18 protein-coding genes are annotated in these 16559 nt (G+C 47.8%); 5 read left to right on the forward strand and 13 right to left on the reverse strand.

Annotated features, from left to right (window positions below; all coding sequences use genetic code 11):
• Positions 1-2 precede the first annotated feature (2 nt).
• From HB364_RS00775 to trpS, 5 genes are all read right to left on the reverse strand, one after another.
• A complete protein-coding gene (locus HB364_RS00775; RefSeq protein ID WP_167285995.1) occupies positions 3-428 on the reverse strand; it encodes an energy transducer TonB in 426 nt (141 codons plus the stop codon).
• Positions 429-493: 65 nt separating this feature from the next.
• Complete coding sequence (locus tag HB364_RS00780; protein WP_167285996.1) at positions 494-1975, reverse strand: sulfatase-like hydrolase/transferase; 1482 nt, start codon at positions 1973-1975, stop codon at positions 494-496.
• Positions 1976-2039: 64 nt separating this feature from the next.
• On the reverse strand, positions 2040-3533 hold the full coding sequence (locus HB364_RS00785) for a sulfatase-like hydrolase/transferase (RefSeq protein WP_167285997.1): 1494 nt from the start codon (positions 3531-3533) through the stop codon (positions 2040-2042).
• Positions 3534-3541: 8 nt separating this feature from the next.
• A complete protein-coding gene (locus HB364_RS00790) occupies positions 3542-4177 on the reverse strand; it encodes a deoxynucleoside kinase (protein WP_167285998.1) in 636 nt (211 codons plus the stop codon).
• 114 nt (positions 4178-4291) lie between these two features.
• Entirely contained in the window at positions 4292-5302 is a 1011-nt protein-coding gene (gene trpS / locus HB364_RS00795; RefSeq protein ID WP_246228273.1) for a tryptophan--tRNA ligase, read from the reverse strand.
• 106 nt (positions 5303-5408) lie between these two features.
• On the opposite strand from trpS, the gene gatC reads away from it, so the two are divergent.
• The 3 genes from gatC to HB364_RS00810 are packed head-to-tail and all read left to right on the forward strand — an operon-like array spanning position 5409 to position 7023.
• Positions 5409-5708 (forward strand): Asp-tRNA(Asn)/Glu-tRNA(Gln) amidotransferase subunit GatC, encoded by a 300-nt coding sequence (gene gatC, locus HB364_RS00800; protein WP_167285999.1) that lies wholly within the window; start codon positions 5409-5411, stop codon positions 5706-5708.
• 47 nt (positions 5709-5755) lie between these two features.
• Positions 5756-6460, forward strand: coding sequence for an ABC transporter ATP-binding protein (locus HB364_RS00805; protein WP_208419827.1), 705 nt, complete (start codon positions 5756-5758; stop codon positions 6458-6460).
• A gap of 2 nt (positions 6461-6462) precedes the next feature.
• Positions 6463-7023 (forward strand): cob(I)yrinic acid a,c-diamide adenosyltransferase, encoded by a 561-nt coding sequence (locus tag HB364_RS00810; RefSeq protein WP_167286000.1) that lies wholly within the window; start codon positions 6463-6465, stop codon positions 7021-7023.
• Here the strand turns inward: HB364_RS00810 and HB364_RS00815 are convergent.
• Positions 7020-7673, reverse strand: a complete 654-nt coding sequence (locus tag HB364_RS00815) for an ABC transporter ATP-binding protein (RefSeq protein ID WP_167286001.1) — start codon at positions 7671-7673, stop codon at positions 7020-7022. The two genes, HB364_RS00810 and HB364_RS00815, sit on opposite strands and share 4 nt — an antisense overlap.
• A 291-nt stretch (positions 7674-7964) precedes the next feature.
• Here HB364_RS00815 and HB364_RS00820 point away from each other — a divergent pair, with 291 nt between their 5' ends.
• Positions 7965-8186 (forward strand): DUF2795 domain-containing protein, encoded by a 222-nt coding sequence (locus tag HB364_RS00820; protein WP_014221625.1) that lies wholly within the window; start codon positions 7965-7967, stop codon positions 8184-8186.
• Positions 8187-8273: 87 nt separating this feature from the next.
• Here the strand turns inward: HB364_RS00820 and HB364_RS00825 are convergent, their stop codons facing one another.
• The 7 genes from HB364_RS00825 to HB364_RS00855 all read right to left on the reverse strand — a co-directional run bounded on the left by HB364_RS00825 (position 8274) and on the right by HB364_RS00855 (position 14800).
• The gene (locus tag HB364_RS00825; RefSeq protein ID WP_167286002.1) at positions 8274-9086 is read right to left on the reverse strand and encodes an enoyl-ACP reductase FabI; all 813 of its coding nucleotides are present in this window, start codon (positions 9084-9086) and stop codon (positions 8274-8276) included.
• Between the two features lie 78 nt (positions 9087-9164).
• Positions 9165-9386, reverse strand: coding sequence for a hypothetical protein (locus HB364_RS00830; RefSeq protein ID WP_167286003.1), 222 nt, complete (start codon positions 9384-9386; stop codon positions 9165-9167).
• Between the two features lie 8 nt (positions 9387-9394).
• The gene (locus HB364_RS00835) at positions 9395-9610 is read right to left on the reverse strand and encodes a hypothetical protein (protein ID WP_167286004.1); all 216 of its coding nucleotides are present in this window, start codon (positions 9608-9610) and stop codon (positions 9395-9397) included.
• A gap of 9 nt (positions 9611-9619) precedes the next feature.
• A complete protein-coding gene (gene recN, locus HB364_RS00840) occupies positions 9620-11278 on the reverse strand; it encodes a DNA repair protein RecN (RefSeq protein ID WP_167286005.1) in 1659 nt (552 codons plus the stop codon).
• A gap of 60 nt (positions 11279-11338) precedes the next feature.
• Positions 11339-12868, reverse strand: a complete 1530-nt coding sequence (locus tag HB364_RS00845; protein WP_246228274.1) for a tetratricopeptide repeat protein — start codon at positions 12866-12868, stop codon at positions 11339-11341.
• A gap of 48 nt (positions 12869-12916) precedes the next feature.
• Positions 12917-13672 (reverse strand): zinc ribbon domain-containing protein, encoded by a 756-nt coding sequence (locus HB364_RS00850; protein WP_167286006.1) that lies wholly within the window; start codon positions 13670-13672, stop codon positions 12917-12919.
• A gap of 30 nt (positions 13673-13702) precedes the next feature.
• Positions 13703-14800 carry a Nif3-like dinuclear metal center hexameric protein gene (locus tag HB364_RS00855; protein WP_167286007.1) on the reverse strand — a complete coding sequence of 366 codons (1098 nt, stop codon included), beginning with the start codon at positions 14798-14800 and terminating at the stop codon, positions 13703-13705.
• 567 nt (positions 14801-15367) lie between these two features.
• Here HB364_RS00855 and HB364_RS00860 point away from each other — a divergent pair.
• Positions 15368-16525 (forward strand): HlyD family secretion protein, encoded by a 1158-nt coding sequence (locus HB364_RS00860; protein ID WP_167286008.1) that lies wholly within the window; start codon positions 15368-15370, stop codon positions 16523-16525.
• The last annotated feature ends 34 nt before the right edge of the window (positions 16526-16559 follow it).

Below are 16559 nucleotides of genomic sequence, written 5' to 3' on the forward strand. Positions count from 1 at the left end.
CTTTATTGGGGGATTACGAAGGTGACAGGCATTGTTTTATAGCTCTTTACAAAGCGCCCGCACTGGTTGGCCGGTTGCCATTTCCCTTTATAGCCTTTAAAGACTTCTACGGCCCGTGCAGCCAGGCCATAACCCGGGTCATTGTCGGCTTTTATATCACCTATCTTTCCTTCTGCACTAATGACAAATTTAACCAGCACATTGTACGTGCCGGGCGGAATAGACTTAGCCACGGCCGGCGGCAATGCAGTACTGCTACGCATATAGGTATGCCAATCCTTTACATTGGTACCTGCTTCTGTTTCCACTTTTGTAAATACAAACTCATAGTCGGAGGTATCGCTGAAGACAGCTTTCTTCTTCTGGGCAGCAACATTCAGTGCTGTGCAACAAAGCAGCAGCACCAGCCCTATTTTAGGGGCAGGCATAGGCAACGGGGTATTGATACAAGAGTATGATGCGCCGGAAGGTGATTTCCACAAGTGTAGTAACATTAGTAAACGATCGAATCCTTCAGCACCGGCAAGCGCTGGTGAAAGAGGGTATTGAAGAGTACGCGAAACTGGTTTACATTGGTCATCCCATCATACCAGCCGGTATAATTACCATTGGGCAGGTACACCGCATTCAGGTTATAGTACATTAGCTTCTTGTCTTTATGCAGTGTCGAACGGCTGCCATGATCACTCATGAGCAGGATCACCGCTTTGCCTTTTTCAAGCTGTTGCAGTTCCCGGATAAAGCGCAGTATCCTGCGATTGGTATACACCAGGTATTGTAAGTAGTCATTATCTCCTTCCTGTTGTGTAACTGATTTACGGAAAGCATAAGGTATGGTACGCCTGCCGGTACTATCGGCTAAATAAGGATTGTGCGGCATCATTACGTGTACATAATGAAATGCCGGCGCATGGCCAGGCTGAGCAGCTTTATTCAGCGTCTCCTGCAGCATCCTTTCATTGTTGCGCATAAAATCATCATCAATACGGTGTACCAGCGAGGGCATAATACCGGCTTTGGCCAGGCGGTTGGGGACATCGGGGGCCAGACGGCTCCAAATCGTTTGACTGGTGAGCAGATTGATGTTATCAGCCAGCAGAATGGAACGATAGGCCGATTGTTGCTGCTTTAATTCAAAAGGGGAATGGTTAAAAATGGTATATCCCAGGCTATTCAAATAATCACATACCGGATTAAATTTAATACCTGTCACCGACATGCGGTAGGTATCGTGCTCCCGTTTGTGTACGTTGCCAATAGCCAGGTATTTCATGTTCAGCGTTGAAAACATGGAATACACGGTATACGGATAATTACTGCGTGTATGCTGCAGTACCCGGAAGCCCTGTTGCTGCAGGGAATCTTCAAACAGTTGGTTGTTATAGCCGTAATATTGTTGCAGTCCGTAACTGCCCATATACTCATCCAGTATGATAAAATAAACAGGCGGCTTTGCACAGGTATCGCAGACAGTCAATTGAGCTGGTAAAGGCTGGGGATACCAGTTTGGAGGAGCCACTGTGTGCCCGACAAGGGTGCCTACATCTATCAGCATGTACACCACCAGCAATACGTTGATGAAAAGCACAGGCCTGTTCAGCGGCCATTTGGTGCGCCTGATCAGGAAGAAAACAACGATCAGCACTAGCAGGCAAACCGGGGCCAGGATTTTCCGGGGTGATAGTTTATGAAGCAGCGGCAATCCTTCAAAGGTATCCTGGAAGGCGCCAAAGAAAAGCAATATGATAAAAAACAGGGAAGTGAATAAGCCTGCCTTCCGTTTACTCCTGAATAACCAATTGCCCAATCCAAACAGTATAAGCCCCCCTCCAATAAGTTTTGCCAGCAACCACAATACCGCTCCGGGAGATATAAAAAGCCCGTACTCTGCATAACCGTGCAATGCAAAGAACAAGATAACGCCCATAAAATGCCAGTTGGTAGTAAACAGTTTCTTCAGCGGCGCAGTCAACATAGGGCTATTTTAAATTAAATTATACAATTACTTCTTAAACATATTCAATCCCCTACTATGATCTTTAGTGATACACGATAGAATCCTTCAACATAGGCAGGTGCTGATCAAAAAGCGTATTGAAGAGTCCCCGGAACTGGTTTACATTCGTCATGCCATTGTACCAGCCTGCATAATTTTGACTGGGCAGGTATACAGCATTCAGCGTTTGGCAGGCTAATGACCGTTCCCTGCGCCCTGCAGGCCGGTAGCCATGGTCACTCATCAGTACGATAACAGCCTCGCCGCGTGTGGCCGCCTTTAATTGTTCAATAAAGGTAATCATCCACTTATTGGCGTACACCTCGTATTGCAGGAACTGATCATCCATCTTTTCAATGCTCACTGATCCGGCCGGGGCAGGAACAGTCCTGTTTCCCACACTATCATACGAAAAAGGCATATGCGGCATCATCAAATGCAGGTAGGTAAATACGGGCTTCTCCTGTTTTTGACGACTTGCTGATAACGTGAGGTTTAACATACGCTCATTATTCCCGACAAAATCATTGGCTATACTTTTTTCCAATCCGGGCGCCCATTTCATCCTTGCCAAAAATGGCGGCCCATATTTTTTCACCCGGTAATACATGGTCTGCTGTGTGATCAGTTGGATCTTATCCGGCATTAGCCCCGACTGATGCCCTGCCGGTATATTGTCTATATCAAAAATGGAATAGTTCCTGATCTGGTAACCCTGCTCTTTAAAGAAGCGGCACACGATGTTATTGCGGACAGCAGCTACTCCTGCTTTATAGGCATAATGATTTTCTATGGTGATAGGGCCTTTTTCTTCCAGGTAGCTCATGTTCAACAGGGAAGCCATAGAAAATAAGGTATGCAGGTAGTTGCTGTGCGTGCCGTCTGTAACATGAAAACCCTGCTGCCGTAAAAAATTATCAAACCGGGAGTTATCATACTGATAAAACTCCCGTAACCCCGCTGAACCGAAATAGGAATCTAATAAAACGAAATAAACCGGTGGCCTGGCGCAGGTATCACAAACCCTAAGGGCCCATTTTTCCAGGCTTTTATCTTTTTGCTGAGCAACGGGAAACAAGCAGTGAGTGACTATTATACACAGGTCTACTACAATGTAAACTACCAGTACAGTGTTTATAAAGAACACCCCCTTTTTAAAGGGCCGGCCGGTCTTTTTCAACCAAACCAGTGCTGCGATCATGGCTGCTATACACAACGGGAAAAAGATCACCAGGCGTCCTATAAAGGAAAGGAAGCGGATAGAAGTAAAGAAATCCTGGAACACACTAAAGAAAAGTACCAGCGCCAATACGAAAGAAGTAAAGAGGCCGGCCTTTTCTGCCTGCATTTTAAATAACTTCCTGCTGATGCCAAACAATAAAAAGCCTGCTGCCAGCAATGCAGCCAATAACAGCAATAACTCACGCAGGGGTATCAATCCCTGGTGTTCACTATACCCATGAATAATAAAGAACAGGATCACACCTATAAAATGCCAGTTGGTAGTCAACCCTTTTTTCAGGCGTGCCTGTAACATAGGAATCATTAAAACAAGCCGTATAATTGCGAGTCAATCTTTCGGATGATCTCTCCCAGGTGTTCTTCGTTCTCGGGGAATTTGTTTTTGTCAATATCTATTACCAGCAGGGGGCCTTCTTTGTAGCCATCAATCCATTTATTGTAAAAGTCGTTGAGGCGTTTGAGGTAATCAAGGCGGATATTCTCTTCGTATTCCCGGCCTCTTTTCTGGATCTGCGCCACCAGTGTAGGTACCGATGCTTTCAGGTAGATCAACAGGTCGGGAGGCTGCACCATGGACTTGAGCGTTTCAAAGAACAGGAAGTAATTATCAAAATCCCGTTTACTCATCAGGCCCATCTCATGCAGGTTGGGCGCAAAAATATGCGCATCTTCATAGATCGTTCTGTCCTGCACCACGGTTTCCGTGCCACGGTGAATATCCAGTAACTGGTTCAGGCGGCTGTTCAAAAAGTATATCTGAAGGTTAAAGCTCCAGCGGGGCATATCCTCATAAAAGTCGAACAGGTAAGGATTGTGGTCTACATCTTCAAACTGAGGTATCCAGCGGTAATGCTTGCTCAGCAGTTCTGTAAGGGTAGTCTTTCCGGCGCCAATATTTCCTGCTACTGCTATATGTTTGGGTTTTTTGCTTTTTGCCATCGTTATTAGTTCATAGAATCAGATCCCGGTTTCCTGGGTATCGCCCCGGAAAGATGAGACCAAAAATTTAAGGTATTAATTCTTTTTGGTTTTTGCTGTAAGAAATGACCGTTTTTAATAATAATTCAACCCCATCGCTTCACGCACCAGCCCCATCGTGGCCCGGGCGCTGGTACGGGCCTTATCAGCTCCTTTCTCCATAATGACTTTCAGGTATTGCTCATCATTACGGATGGCTTCTGCTTTCTCCCGGATGGGAGCAATGAAGCTGACCATATCTTCGCCCAATTGCTTTTTCATATCGCCATAGCGGATGATGCAATTGTTGTAATCCTCTTCAAACTTCCGGATCACCTCTTCTTTACTTACGAGCTTCATCAGCAGGAAGATGTTTTCGATATAATCAGGCTTGGGAGAGTTGGGCACTGTAGGGCCGCTGTCTGTTTTGGCCTTCTTTACTTTATCCAGGATCTGCTGGTCGGTATCCGACAGGTAGAGGGTAGCGTTCTGGTTTTCGCTCTTGCTCATCTTACCAGCGCCGTCCAGGCTGGGTACTTTTACCAGTTGTGCGCCATAATTGAAGGCAACAGGCTCGGGGAATACATCGCCATACCGGTGGTTGAACCGGTTTACATAGGTGCGTGCCATTTCCAGGTGTTGCTCCTGGTCTTTGCCTACCGGCACCAGGGAGGCGCGGTGCAGCAGGATATCCGCCGCCTGTAATACAGGATAAGTCAGCAGGCCGGCATTGATGTTATCCGGCTGCAGGCGGGCTTTATCTTTAAAGGTGGTGGTTTTTTCCAGTTCCCCCTTGTAGGCCAGCATATTGAGGTAGAGGTACAGCTCAGATGTTTCATATACATGGCTCTGGCAATATAAAGCCGCTTTATCGGGGTCCAGGCCACAGGCAATATGTTCGGCCAGTACCCGGTGTATATTCGTCTTCAGCTCTTTTGTATCCGGATGGGTGGTAAGGGCGTGCAGGTCTGCCACCATAAAATAGCAGGGGTATTCCTCCTGCATGCGCACAAAATTGCGCAGGGCCCCAAAGTAATTACCCAGGTGTAAAAAGCCGGTGGGCCTGATGCCACTCATAACAATCTGTTGCTGAACAACCTTTTCCATAGGGCGCGAAGATAAGGATAGTTTGCAGTTGCTAACTACCCACTTTTATGAACCTTTTAGCCTTTGAACTCCCAAAGTAGCCCATAAACAGCTATTTTTGTCCGGTATGGAAGTCAATGACGCATTAGTGGAAAACCTCGCCAATCTGGCACGTTTGCAGTTCAATGAGGGGGAGAAAGAAATAATTAAGAACGACCTGCAACGAATGATCCATTTTGTCGACAAACTGAATGAGCTGGATACTACGGGCGTAGCCCCCCTCCTGCACATGTCGGATAATGAGAATGTGTTACGCGAGGATAGGGTACAGGGGTCTATATCCCGGGAGGAAGCCGTCAGGAACGCCCCCGATACGGATGGTGTTTTCTTTAAGGTACCCAAAGTGATCCGGAAGACAGAAGTCTGAAGTCGGAAGTCTGACCTTGGATTAGCAATAAAAGCAATTACAGCATTATGAACTCTATCATCCACCTGGAAGCGATCCGCAAGAGCTATTTCATGGGAAGGCAGGAAATACGCGTATTGAAAGGCATCAACCTGGATATCCTTAAAAATGAATATGTGGCGCTGATGGGGCCCTCCGGTTCGGGGAAGAGTACATTAATGAACATACTGGGCTGCCTGGATACCCCCACCGGCGGCAAGTATGTGCTGAACGGGCAGGATGTGAGCAGAATGCCCGATGACTCCCTGGCCGAAGTACGGAATAATGAGATCGGCTTTGTATTCCAGCAGTTCAACCTGCTGCCGCGCCTTACCGCCCTGGAAAATGTAGCCCTGCCACTGGTATATGCAGGCATACCTAAAAAGCAACGTACCGAGATGGCGATGGACGTGATCAAAAAAGTAGGGCTGGGAGACAGAAGCCACCACAAACCCAATGAACTCTCCGGGGGACAGAACCAGCGGGTAGCGATTGCCCGGGCGCTGGTAAACAGCCCCTCCCTGATACTGGCCGATGAGCCCACCGGTAACCTCGATAGCAAAACTTCCATTGAGATCATGGATATCTTTGGCCAGATCCAGGCCAGCGGTAATACCGTGGTACTGGTAACCCACGAAGAAGATATTGCCAACCATGCCCACCGCATCGTACGTTTACGGGACGGCGTTATTGAAAGCGACAAGCGCCGCACCGACCAACTGGTAAATGCTTAAACATGGCTTTCAAGATATATACTAAGACCGGTGATAAGGGAAATACTTCCCTCATCGGTGGAACGAAAGTTCCCAAATCACACCTGCGCATAGAAGCTTATGGTACGGTAGATGAATTGAATTCCTATATCGGTTTGTGCCGCGACCTGCTCACGGATGATGCAGGCAGGACTGTTTTGCAGGAAGTGCAGGACCGCCTGTTTACCATTGGGGCGGCGCTGGCCTGCGACCCGGTGAAAGAACCCAAAATGCGCATTCCCGATCTCAGGGATACCGATATTCATTTCCTGGAACAGGAGATAGACCGCATGACAGAGGCCCTACCCCCCATGAAGCATTTTATTCTGCCGGGCGGCCATGCCATCGTATCACACCTACACATAGCCCGTTGCGTATGCCGCCGGGCCGAACGCTGTTGTGTAAGGCTGGAAGGGGAAGGGCAGGAAGTTGAGGCCATTATTCTACAATATATAAACCGCCTGAGCGATTACCTGTTTGTACTGGCACGCTATACCGGCCAGCAATTACAGGCCCCGGAAATACCCTGGAAGCCGCGGGTTTAGATTACAATCTTCCCGTCTTTCATGTGTAAGATCCTGTCGCTCATCTGCGCCAGTTCCTCATTGTGGGTAACGATCAGGAATGTTTGGTTGAATTGCTTGCGCAGGTCGAAAAAGAGCTGGTGCAATTCCCGCGCATTGGCCGAATCGAGGTTGCCGGTAGGCTCATCAGCAAAAATAATATCAGGATTATTGATCAGGGCGCGTGCTACAGCCACCCGCTGCTGTTCACCGCCCGAAAGGGCGCTGGGTTTATTCTCCACCCGGCTGCCCAGCCCCAGGGTTTCCAGCAGGTGTACCCCCCGTTCTGCTACCTCTTTTTTCCGGCGGCCTGCCATCCAGCCGGGAATACATACATTCTCCAGTGCGGTGAATTCCGGCAGCAAATGATGGAACTGGAATACGAAACCAATATGACGGTTGCGGAAAGCAGCCACCTGCTTGTCATTAAGGAAATTGATCTTCTGGTTATTGACCAATACCTCCCCCCTGCTGGGGTGGTCCAGCGTGCCAAGAATATGCAGCAAAGTGCTCTTACCCGAGCCGGAAGGGCCCACAATACTGGCTATTTCCCCCTTATTGATCGTCAGGTCTACCCCTTTCAACACCCAAAGCTGATCGTAATATTTATGTATGTTGGTGGCCGTTAACATGAATGACAGGTTGTGAAACAAAGCGTCAAGATACTACAAACCATCGGCTTCCGGCCGGGCAGGCAGGAAAGGCTGATTTTTTAAGAAAATCTTGTTCCCGCTTTTCAAAGATTGATTTGGTTTTTTCGCCAAGAAGGTTACTTTTGCGAAAAATTACCGGGTACTGTTTTGCCTGCCGGAAAAAGAAATCCGGTCTGTGCAACACTCCCCCGATAAAAATTGTTAGGTTTTACTTACCTGTTTTAACCACTGGCAGGTGATTTCCTGATAAAAAATTAAAACGGCCATCTCATGTTTTGGACACTTGAATTAGCATCATATCTTGAAGACGCACCCTGGCCTGCTACCAAGGACGAGTTGATTGACTACGCTATCCGTAGTGGCGCACCCATTGAAGTAGTAGAAAACCTCCAGGAGCTGGAAGATGAAGGAGAGATCTATGAGGGAATCGAGGATATATGGCCCGATTACCCAAGTCAGGACGATTTCTTCTTTAATGAAGATGAATATTAATGCTATCCGGATATTATTTAAAAAGCGGACCTCAACAGTCCGCTTTTTTTTATTTTACTACTGCAGTTTTTTTGCAGTCATTATTCATTATTTCTCCATCTGGTCAATCACGGATTGTGTAACACCGGTGAAAGAGAATCCGCCATCATGGAAAAGGTTCTGCATCGTCACCATCTTCGTGAGGTCGCTGAACAGGCTGACACAGTAATTGGCGCAGTCATCCGCACTGGCATTACCCAGCGGGCTCATTTTTTCGGCATAGGTTAAAAAGCCATCAAAGCCTTTTACACCACTGCCCGCCGTTGTTTTTACCGGCGACTGTGATACGGTATTAACCCTTACTTTTTTACGTACGCCATAATGGTAACCAAAGTTGCGCGCTACGGCTTCCAGCAAGGCTTTGGCATCGGCCATTTCATTGTAATCTGGGAATACACGCTGTGCGGCAATATAGGTAAGCCCTACCACGCTGGCGCCTTCATTGAGCGCATCCAGGTCCCAGGCAGTACGCAATACACGGTGTAAGGACATGGAAGATATATCCAGTGTTTTTTGATTCCAGTTGTAATCAATCTCTGTATAATGTTTTCCTTTACGCACGTTCATACCCATGGCCACAGAATGCAGCACGAAGTCAATACCGCCGCCAAAGTGCTTCATGGCTTCTTCAAACAGCTTCTTCAGATCGTCCATATTGGTCACATCGGCAGGTATTACCGGCGCCTTTGTTGTTTCGGCCAGTTTATTGATCTCTCCCATACGCATGGCAACAGGCGCATTGGTTAATACCAGTTGAGCGCCTTCTTCATGGCAACGCAGGGCTGTTCTCCAGGCAATAGACTTTTCATCCAGGGCACCAAATATGATCCCTTTTTTTCCTTTGAGCAGGTTGTACGACATAAGAGGTTTATAGTTTATTGTTTTTTGTTGATGGTTGCCGGCTATCGGTCAAGGCGTAAAAATAGGAATAATTGATTACTAAACATCGGAGACCAGTTTGTAGACCTTCACCAGCACCAGCAAACCCAGCACGATGATACCGAGATTAATAACGATGAGCGACAGTATATAGAACAATAATTGAAGGAAAGAACGGCTGCCATTGATCTTTTCTTTAAAATAACGATAGGCCAAAAAGCCTGCTATAAACACAGCCCCTGTAAGCACAAAGAACAGTAACAGTTTCAGGATAGGTAACATAGTAAGGGTTATTGCTCAAATACAAATTTCACCAATACAAAGATCACGACGCTTGTATACACCACAGCTACAGCCAGGATGATGATGATATGCGCGAAAAACCGGGCCACTGATTCCTGAGGCCGTATGAGCTTCAGCAGGTATTTATTGGTATAATAAGCCGGCAGTACTGCAAATAGCAGGAACAGGAGCAATCCAAAAATATTGGTAAGGATAGGCGGCATGAATTAGTATTAGTTCATCACCATTTCACGGGCATTTTCCAATGCTGCTGCCGTAGGCTTCTCTCCGCTGAGCATTTTGGCAATGGCGGTGATCCGTTCTTCCTGTGTAAGCAGCTTAATATTGGTCTTGATCGTTTCTCCCCTGATCTGCTTGTACACAAAGAAATGGGAATCGGCCTTGCCGGCTATCTGCGGCTGGTGTGTAATGCTGATGACCTGTCTTTTTTTAGCCAGGTCTTTCATGATCACCCCTACCTGCTTGGCCGCCTCACCGGAAATACCGGTATCAATTTCATCGAAGATCAGGGTACCCAGGTCAAGGGATTGGGCTACCAGTGATTTGATGCACAACATGAGCCGGCTCAATTCACCACCGGATGCCACCTTTCGTACCGGTTCAAAGCGGTTGCTTTTATTGGCATCAAACAGGAACTCTATCACATCAAGGCCATGCGCCTGCAACGTATCCACTGGTTGTACTTCCACCTGCAGGCGTGCATTGGGCATACCCACCTGCGCCAGCAGCTTATTCACTTTATCCTGTAAGGGCTTTATTTGTTTAACCCGGTTGGCAGTAATATTTTTGGCCTGTACCAGCGCCTCCTGGTACAATTGCTGCACGTTTTTTTCTTTCTCCTGTATCGCTTCATCAATATTCAGTACGGCCTGCAGTTTCTCTTCCAGTGAAGCTTTAATAGCCAGCAATTCAGCAGTCGTTTTTACGCCATGCTTCTTCAGCAGTTTGTAGCCAACAGCCACGCGCTCGTTCAACTGCTCTATACGTTGGGGGTCATATTGGACATGGTCATTAATACGCTCTACTTCATCGGCGATGTCCTGCAACTCTATCTGTGCCGATTGCAACCGCTGTACCAGGGCGGGCAGATCGGTATGGTATCCTGCAAAAGACTGTAACTGGTTGAACAATGATTTAAGCTGTTGCACCATGGGCTGTTCGCCTTCATTCAGTTCATAGGCTACTTTGGTAAGCGCATTTTTGATCCCTTCCGAATTACTCAGCAGCTTCAGGGTAGCGTCTGCTTCTTCCAGCTCATTTTCTTTCAGCGCTGCTTCTTCCAGCTCGTCATATTGGAATTTATTATAGTCGTATTCTTTCGTAAACTGGTTTTTCTGTTGTTGCAGTTCTTCCAGTTCTTTGCGTACCTGCTGCCACTGACCATACAAGGTGCGGTACTGTTGCAACCCTGTCGCATGGCCGGCCAGCGCATCCAATACATCCCGTTGAAAATCGGAAGCGCCCAGGTCGAGGGTATCAAACTGCCGGTGCAGGTCTACCAGCAGGGAGCTCAGGGAGCGCAACTGTTCCAGGTTTACCGGCGTATCATTCACGAAGGCCCTTGATTTGCCATTGGCAGCGATTTCACGACGGATGACCAACTCGTCCTCGGCATCCAGGTCATACTCTTTCAGGAAGGCCTTTATTTCCTTTCGCCCGTTTGTTTCAAAAGTCCCTTCCGCCACACTTTTCTTGGTACGGTCGAGCAAAACGGAGGAATCGGCCCGGTCGCCCAGGATCAGCGACAAAGCGCCCATCAAAATGGATTTACCGGCGCCTGTTTCACCGGTAATAATATTCAGCTTTGGCGAGAAGTCTATTTCTATCTCGTCAATAATGGCGTAGTTCTGAATAAAGAGTTTCTTTAACATAAGACATGAACGATGGAGCAAATTAGCTAATCCGGGAATATTTCTGCAAAGATATTATCCTCATTCCTTACACCTCCCGATGCCGGATTTCGCCCGTTGGTCCAGTGAATTTTTAAAGTCATGGTCTTTCATGCTGATGCATTTTTCAAACCAGGAAATGGCCGCCTGTTTATCTTTCCGCTCTTCATAAATGAAACCAATATGCAGGGCTGCCCGGGCCGCAAAATATTCTTTCCGGTTTTCGCCAATGGCGATGGCGTCTTTGTAAAAGACAATGGCGTCATCGTCAACGCCCAGGTCGTCATACAGCCGCCCCACACGGTAGGCAAACTCCAGGCGGTCTTCCACCAGGGCAAAACCGGCCGTCGTTTTGCCATGCAACAAACGCAGGGCTTCCCGATGATATCCGCCATCATTCAGTAGCCGCGCCTGCAGCAATAAGCGGTTGGGCCAGCGGGTAGACTTGCTTTCTTTTTGCGCCAGCTTATCTGCATCCGTATCTGTATTACCTCTTTTAGCGATCTCTTTGCGGTACCAATCGGCTTTTGCCTGATCACCCTGCAGGTAATAATGCCAGCTTAACTTGAGCAGCACATCCTTTACATAGAACTTCCCTTTGAAATCGCGCAGGAAGTTCTCAAAATAAATGGCCGCATCAGGCTCCAGGTGATTCAGTTTGGCATATCCCATTTCAAGGTCCCATATAGGCGTTACGAGATAACCGGCTGACCGGTTCCTCGCCTCCAGTACCTGTTTGGCTTTTTCCGCCTGCTGGTTATTGATGCTGAGGTTGGCAGCGAGGTAGGCAAACAGGTTATTGTTCACCACATCCAGTTGTTGCTGCGCAATGAAGTCCGCTACTCCTTTTTTATCGTTGTTAATATAAAACTGCAGGTAGCAATAGTAGAATATGGCTTCTTCATGAAACAATTGCGCCCATTCATCCGTACCCTGCAAAAACTGCTTTACCCGCTGCATGCCTGCTTTCATATTGCCTTTCATGCCCAGCAGGTTGCTGAGCCATTTATAGCCGTCTGGTATAGTAGCTGTTACCATCTGCATAGCGCCATAATACAGCCCGTTGGGTGAAAACGAAGGCCATTCCTTCCCATTGTCTTTTGCCTGCAGGAAGGAACGCCGGAAGTCCCAGCCCGCATCCCAGCGATCGCCAAACTTGATACGGATAGCCGCCCATTGAAAGTGCAGAACAGATTTTGTATAGAGATAGAAGGGGGAGTTTTCCGGGCCTGTATTCATCAGCTTCAGGCGTTCATCGAGGTTGTTGATACGCTTTTTATATTCGGCCGGGTCTTCATTAAAGAAGAGGGTAAAGAGATCAATATAATTTTCGAGGAAATAAGGAATGAGGTTATCCGGATGCTGTTCCTTCTCGGCATTCAACAAGCGCTGGCCATTTTCCAGTTTTAATTGAATGATCTCTTTGTATGCCTGCCGGCAGGTGGCATTGAAGTCGAAAGTCTTCTGTGCAGTTACAGACAAGGCCGGTACCAGTAAAAACAACAGGATATAGCAATATGGCCGGTAGTTCATAGCGGCTGCAATATAGGCATAATAAAAAAAGGTATTCATGGCTGAATACCTTTTCAATATTTATACCACTCCAGGGAGTGTTTACATCTACTTCACTTCCACGCTGTCAAACAGGTCACGGTCAACCAGGATACGACCACAGTTTTCGCAAACAATGATCTTCTTACGCTGACGGATCTCGCTTTGGCGTTGGGGCGGGATGGCATTGAAGCAACCACCGCAGGCATCACGCTCTACCGGTACTACGGAAAGACCATTGCGGTAGTTCTTACGGATGCGGTCATAGGAATTTAACAAACGCTCTTCTACCTTTTCACGGGCATCAGAAGACAGTTTGTTGAAATGTGTTTCTTCTTTTTCTGTAGAAGCGATGATCTTTTCCAGTTCACCTTTCTTTGTATTGAGCACGCCTTCTTTGGAAGCGATGTTCTTTTTTGCCTTGTCCAGGATCACCACTTTCTCAGCGATCTCTTCATTGGCATCGCGGATATGCTTTTCGGCCAGCTTCATTTCCAGTTGCTGCATTTCGATCTCTTTGTTGATCGCTTCAAACTCACGGCTGTTCTTTACGTTCTCACTCTGTTTTTCGTATTTCTTGATCAGTGCTTCAGCTTCTTTGATCAGGTTCTTCTTGGTATTGATGAATTCCTGGATACCGTTGATCTCTTCTTCAATACGCGTTTGGCGGGCATGTAAACCCTGTATCTCGTCTTCCAGGTCGCTCACTTCCATTGGCAACTCACCCTTCAATACCTGGATCTCATCAATTTTAGATTCGATCTTTTGGAGGGAGACCAGTGAGGATAATTTTTCCTCAACAGAATACTCTTTTACGTTAGCCATATATGCTTTTATGGTTTTTTTATTTGCAGATCAGACGAAGTAATGTACCGGATTGGTTTTCACTTCGCTTTTAAGGACGGCAAAGGTAGTGAATTTTTCCTGCAAAACCGTCACCAGCAGGTCGGCGGTAAACTGCTCGCTTTCAAAATGGCCGATATCGGCAATTACCATCCGGCCGTTGGCGTCAAAAAACTCGTGGTATTTCATATCGGCGGTGATATACATGTCGGCCCCGGCAGCTAAAGCCCTGGGAACCAGGAAACTGCCAGCTCCTCCACAGAGTGCCACCTTCCTTACCGGCTTGTCGAGCAAGGGAGTATGCCGTATGACCGTCAGTCCGAACTGCTTCTTAATCAGGGCCAGGAGGGCGTTTTCTTCCATCAGGTCGGGCAGTTCGCCCAGGAGCCCGGCCCCGATGCCCGGGTGGGTATTGGCCAGGTCTACCACATCATAGGCCACTTCCTCATAAGGATGGGCGGCTATCAGGGCCCTTACTACGGCGGCCTGCAAGTGGGCCGGGAAGATGACCTCCAGCTTCAATTCCTTCTCCTCATGTCGCTCCCCGGGCTGCCCCACAAAGGGATTGGTGCCTTCTCCCCCTTTAAAGGTGCCTGTACCCTCCACGCCAAAGCTGCATTCGTTGTACTGGCCGATATGACCGGCCCCGGCAGCAAAAATGGCTGCCCGCACCTGTTCGGCCTGGGCCAACGGCACAAAGGTGAACAGCTTTTTCAGGGTAGATGCTTTGGGAGCAAGGATGCTTCTTTTTACCAGCCCCAGCCTGTCGGCCATTTTACCATTCACCCCGGCCATTACATGGTCCAGGTTGGTATGGATAGCATAAATGGCGATATCGTTCTTAATGGCCGCTATCACTGCTTTCTCCACATAGTTCTTCCCGTTGATCTTCTTCAATCCGCCAAAAACAATGGGATGGTGGGCCACTATAAGGTTGCATTTACGGGCGATGGCCTCCTGCACCACTTCTTCCGTGGCATCGAGGGTACAAAGCGCCCCGGTACACTCCCAGCCGGCATCGCCGGTGAGCAGGCCCGCATTGTCGTACCCTTCCTGCAAGGAAGGCGGCGCTATGGCTTCGAGATGGGCTATGATGGCAGCTATGTGCATGGCACTCATTTGCTTTCAAAGATAATAGCAATACGGTCGCTACCCGTCAAAATAAGTTCTTGCTGCCTGTTATCCTTTAGTCATCAACCTATGCTCCTGGCTCTATCTCCAGGTTTTTTTAGGGTTTTCTTAGGGTCATCCTAAGATCATCTTAGGGTTAAAACCCTAAGAAAACCCTAGGATGACCCTAAGATGACCCCAGGATGACCTCAGGATGGCAGGTAGAGGAAGCCAGGAAGAAAGGACCTTTGCCCGACCGAAAACAGCTACACATGAAGGGATTAAAATAGCGACCGCAGTTTTAAAATAGACGGTCGCTGACTAATTTAAAACCTACGTGGTTAAAATATGCGTATAATGTTTAAGACTATGCCATGTCATTTTGTTATATTATTTTTGGCTAATATCAAATCCGGATCAGATTTGTCCGGATGAAATGGATGATGCCCTGGATACCCAATACTCTCTCTGATTATTAGTACAAAACCGGTCTCCTTTTTACTCCTGTGTGTGATATGCCTTTATTGCCCCTTTAAAAATTTGTTTGTATAACCAAACCGAGAACTCATGCCCAGGATTTTCCCGGCCGAGATGATGCAGGATTCCGCGTATGCCTGGCTGCCTAAAGTGCAGCCTAAAAGTCAGCTCATTTATATCATTGTATTGGGTGCAGTAGTGGCTACCCTGTTGGCTTCCATCTTCATCAAAGTAGATGTTTCCGTAAATGTTCCCGGCATTATACGGCCTTTCACAGAAAAATCGGAATTGCGCAGTCTTGCCAGCGCCAATATTGCCGAAGTGCTGGTGCAGGAAGGTTCACCCGTACAGCAGGGACAGTTGCTCATGCGCCTGCAACAGGATATTACCAATAGTAAGCTGGACCAGGCAGGCTTTGAGCTTTCCCAGCGGGAAACCCATATACATGACCTGGCCCTGCTGGCTAAAGGAGCCGGTACCGCACGCCTCTATTCCAACCTCTATAAACAACAATACCTTGGCTTCCAGGCCAACCTGGCCGAAAAGCGATCAGTACTGGATAAGCTGAAATCAGACTTCCAGATGTACAGTAAGCTGTACGATGAAAAGGTGATCGCCAAAAAAGAATACTTCGAAAAGAAATATGCCTATGAGCAGGCCAGGGCTGTATACCAGGCAGCCATAGCCGCCCAGCAAAGTCAGTGGCAGCAGGAACTGGAACGCCTGCGCCTCGAAAGCCGGCAATGGCAGGCCAGCAAAAAGCAGGTACAAAAAGAGAAAGACCTGCTGGAGATCAGGGCACCGGTAAGCGGAACCCTGCAACAATTCAGCGGCCGCTATGCAGGCGGCCCTGTGCAAACAGGCGAATTGCTGGGCTATATATCGCCCGACTCGGGCATGATGGCCGAAGTATATGTATCTCCCCAGGATATTGGTTATATCCGGCCCGGCATGCCGGTGAAATGCCAGATAGATGCCTTTAATTATAATTCCTGGGGCATCCTGCCCGGCAAGGTGCAATCGGTAGACAATGATTTTACGATGATCAACAACTTACCGGTATTCAAGGTAAAGTGCAACCTTGATAAAAGCGCCTTGCAATTATCCAATGGGGTAAAGGGATACCTGAAAAAAGGCATGACGATGCAATGCCGGTTTATCCTGGCCCGCCGCAGTTTGTTGCAATTAGTATATGAAAGGGCCGATAGCTGGCTGAACCCTCACTCAACAGCCAAAGCCGCCCAATAAAATAATTGTTATACCTGGACCCGTTTTATCTGTA

Source organism: Paraflavitalea devenefica, assembly GCF_011759375.1.
GTDB lineage: Bacteria > Bacteroidota > Bacteroidia > Chitinophagales > Chitinophagaceae > Paraflavitalea > Paraflavitalea devenefica.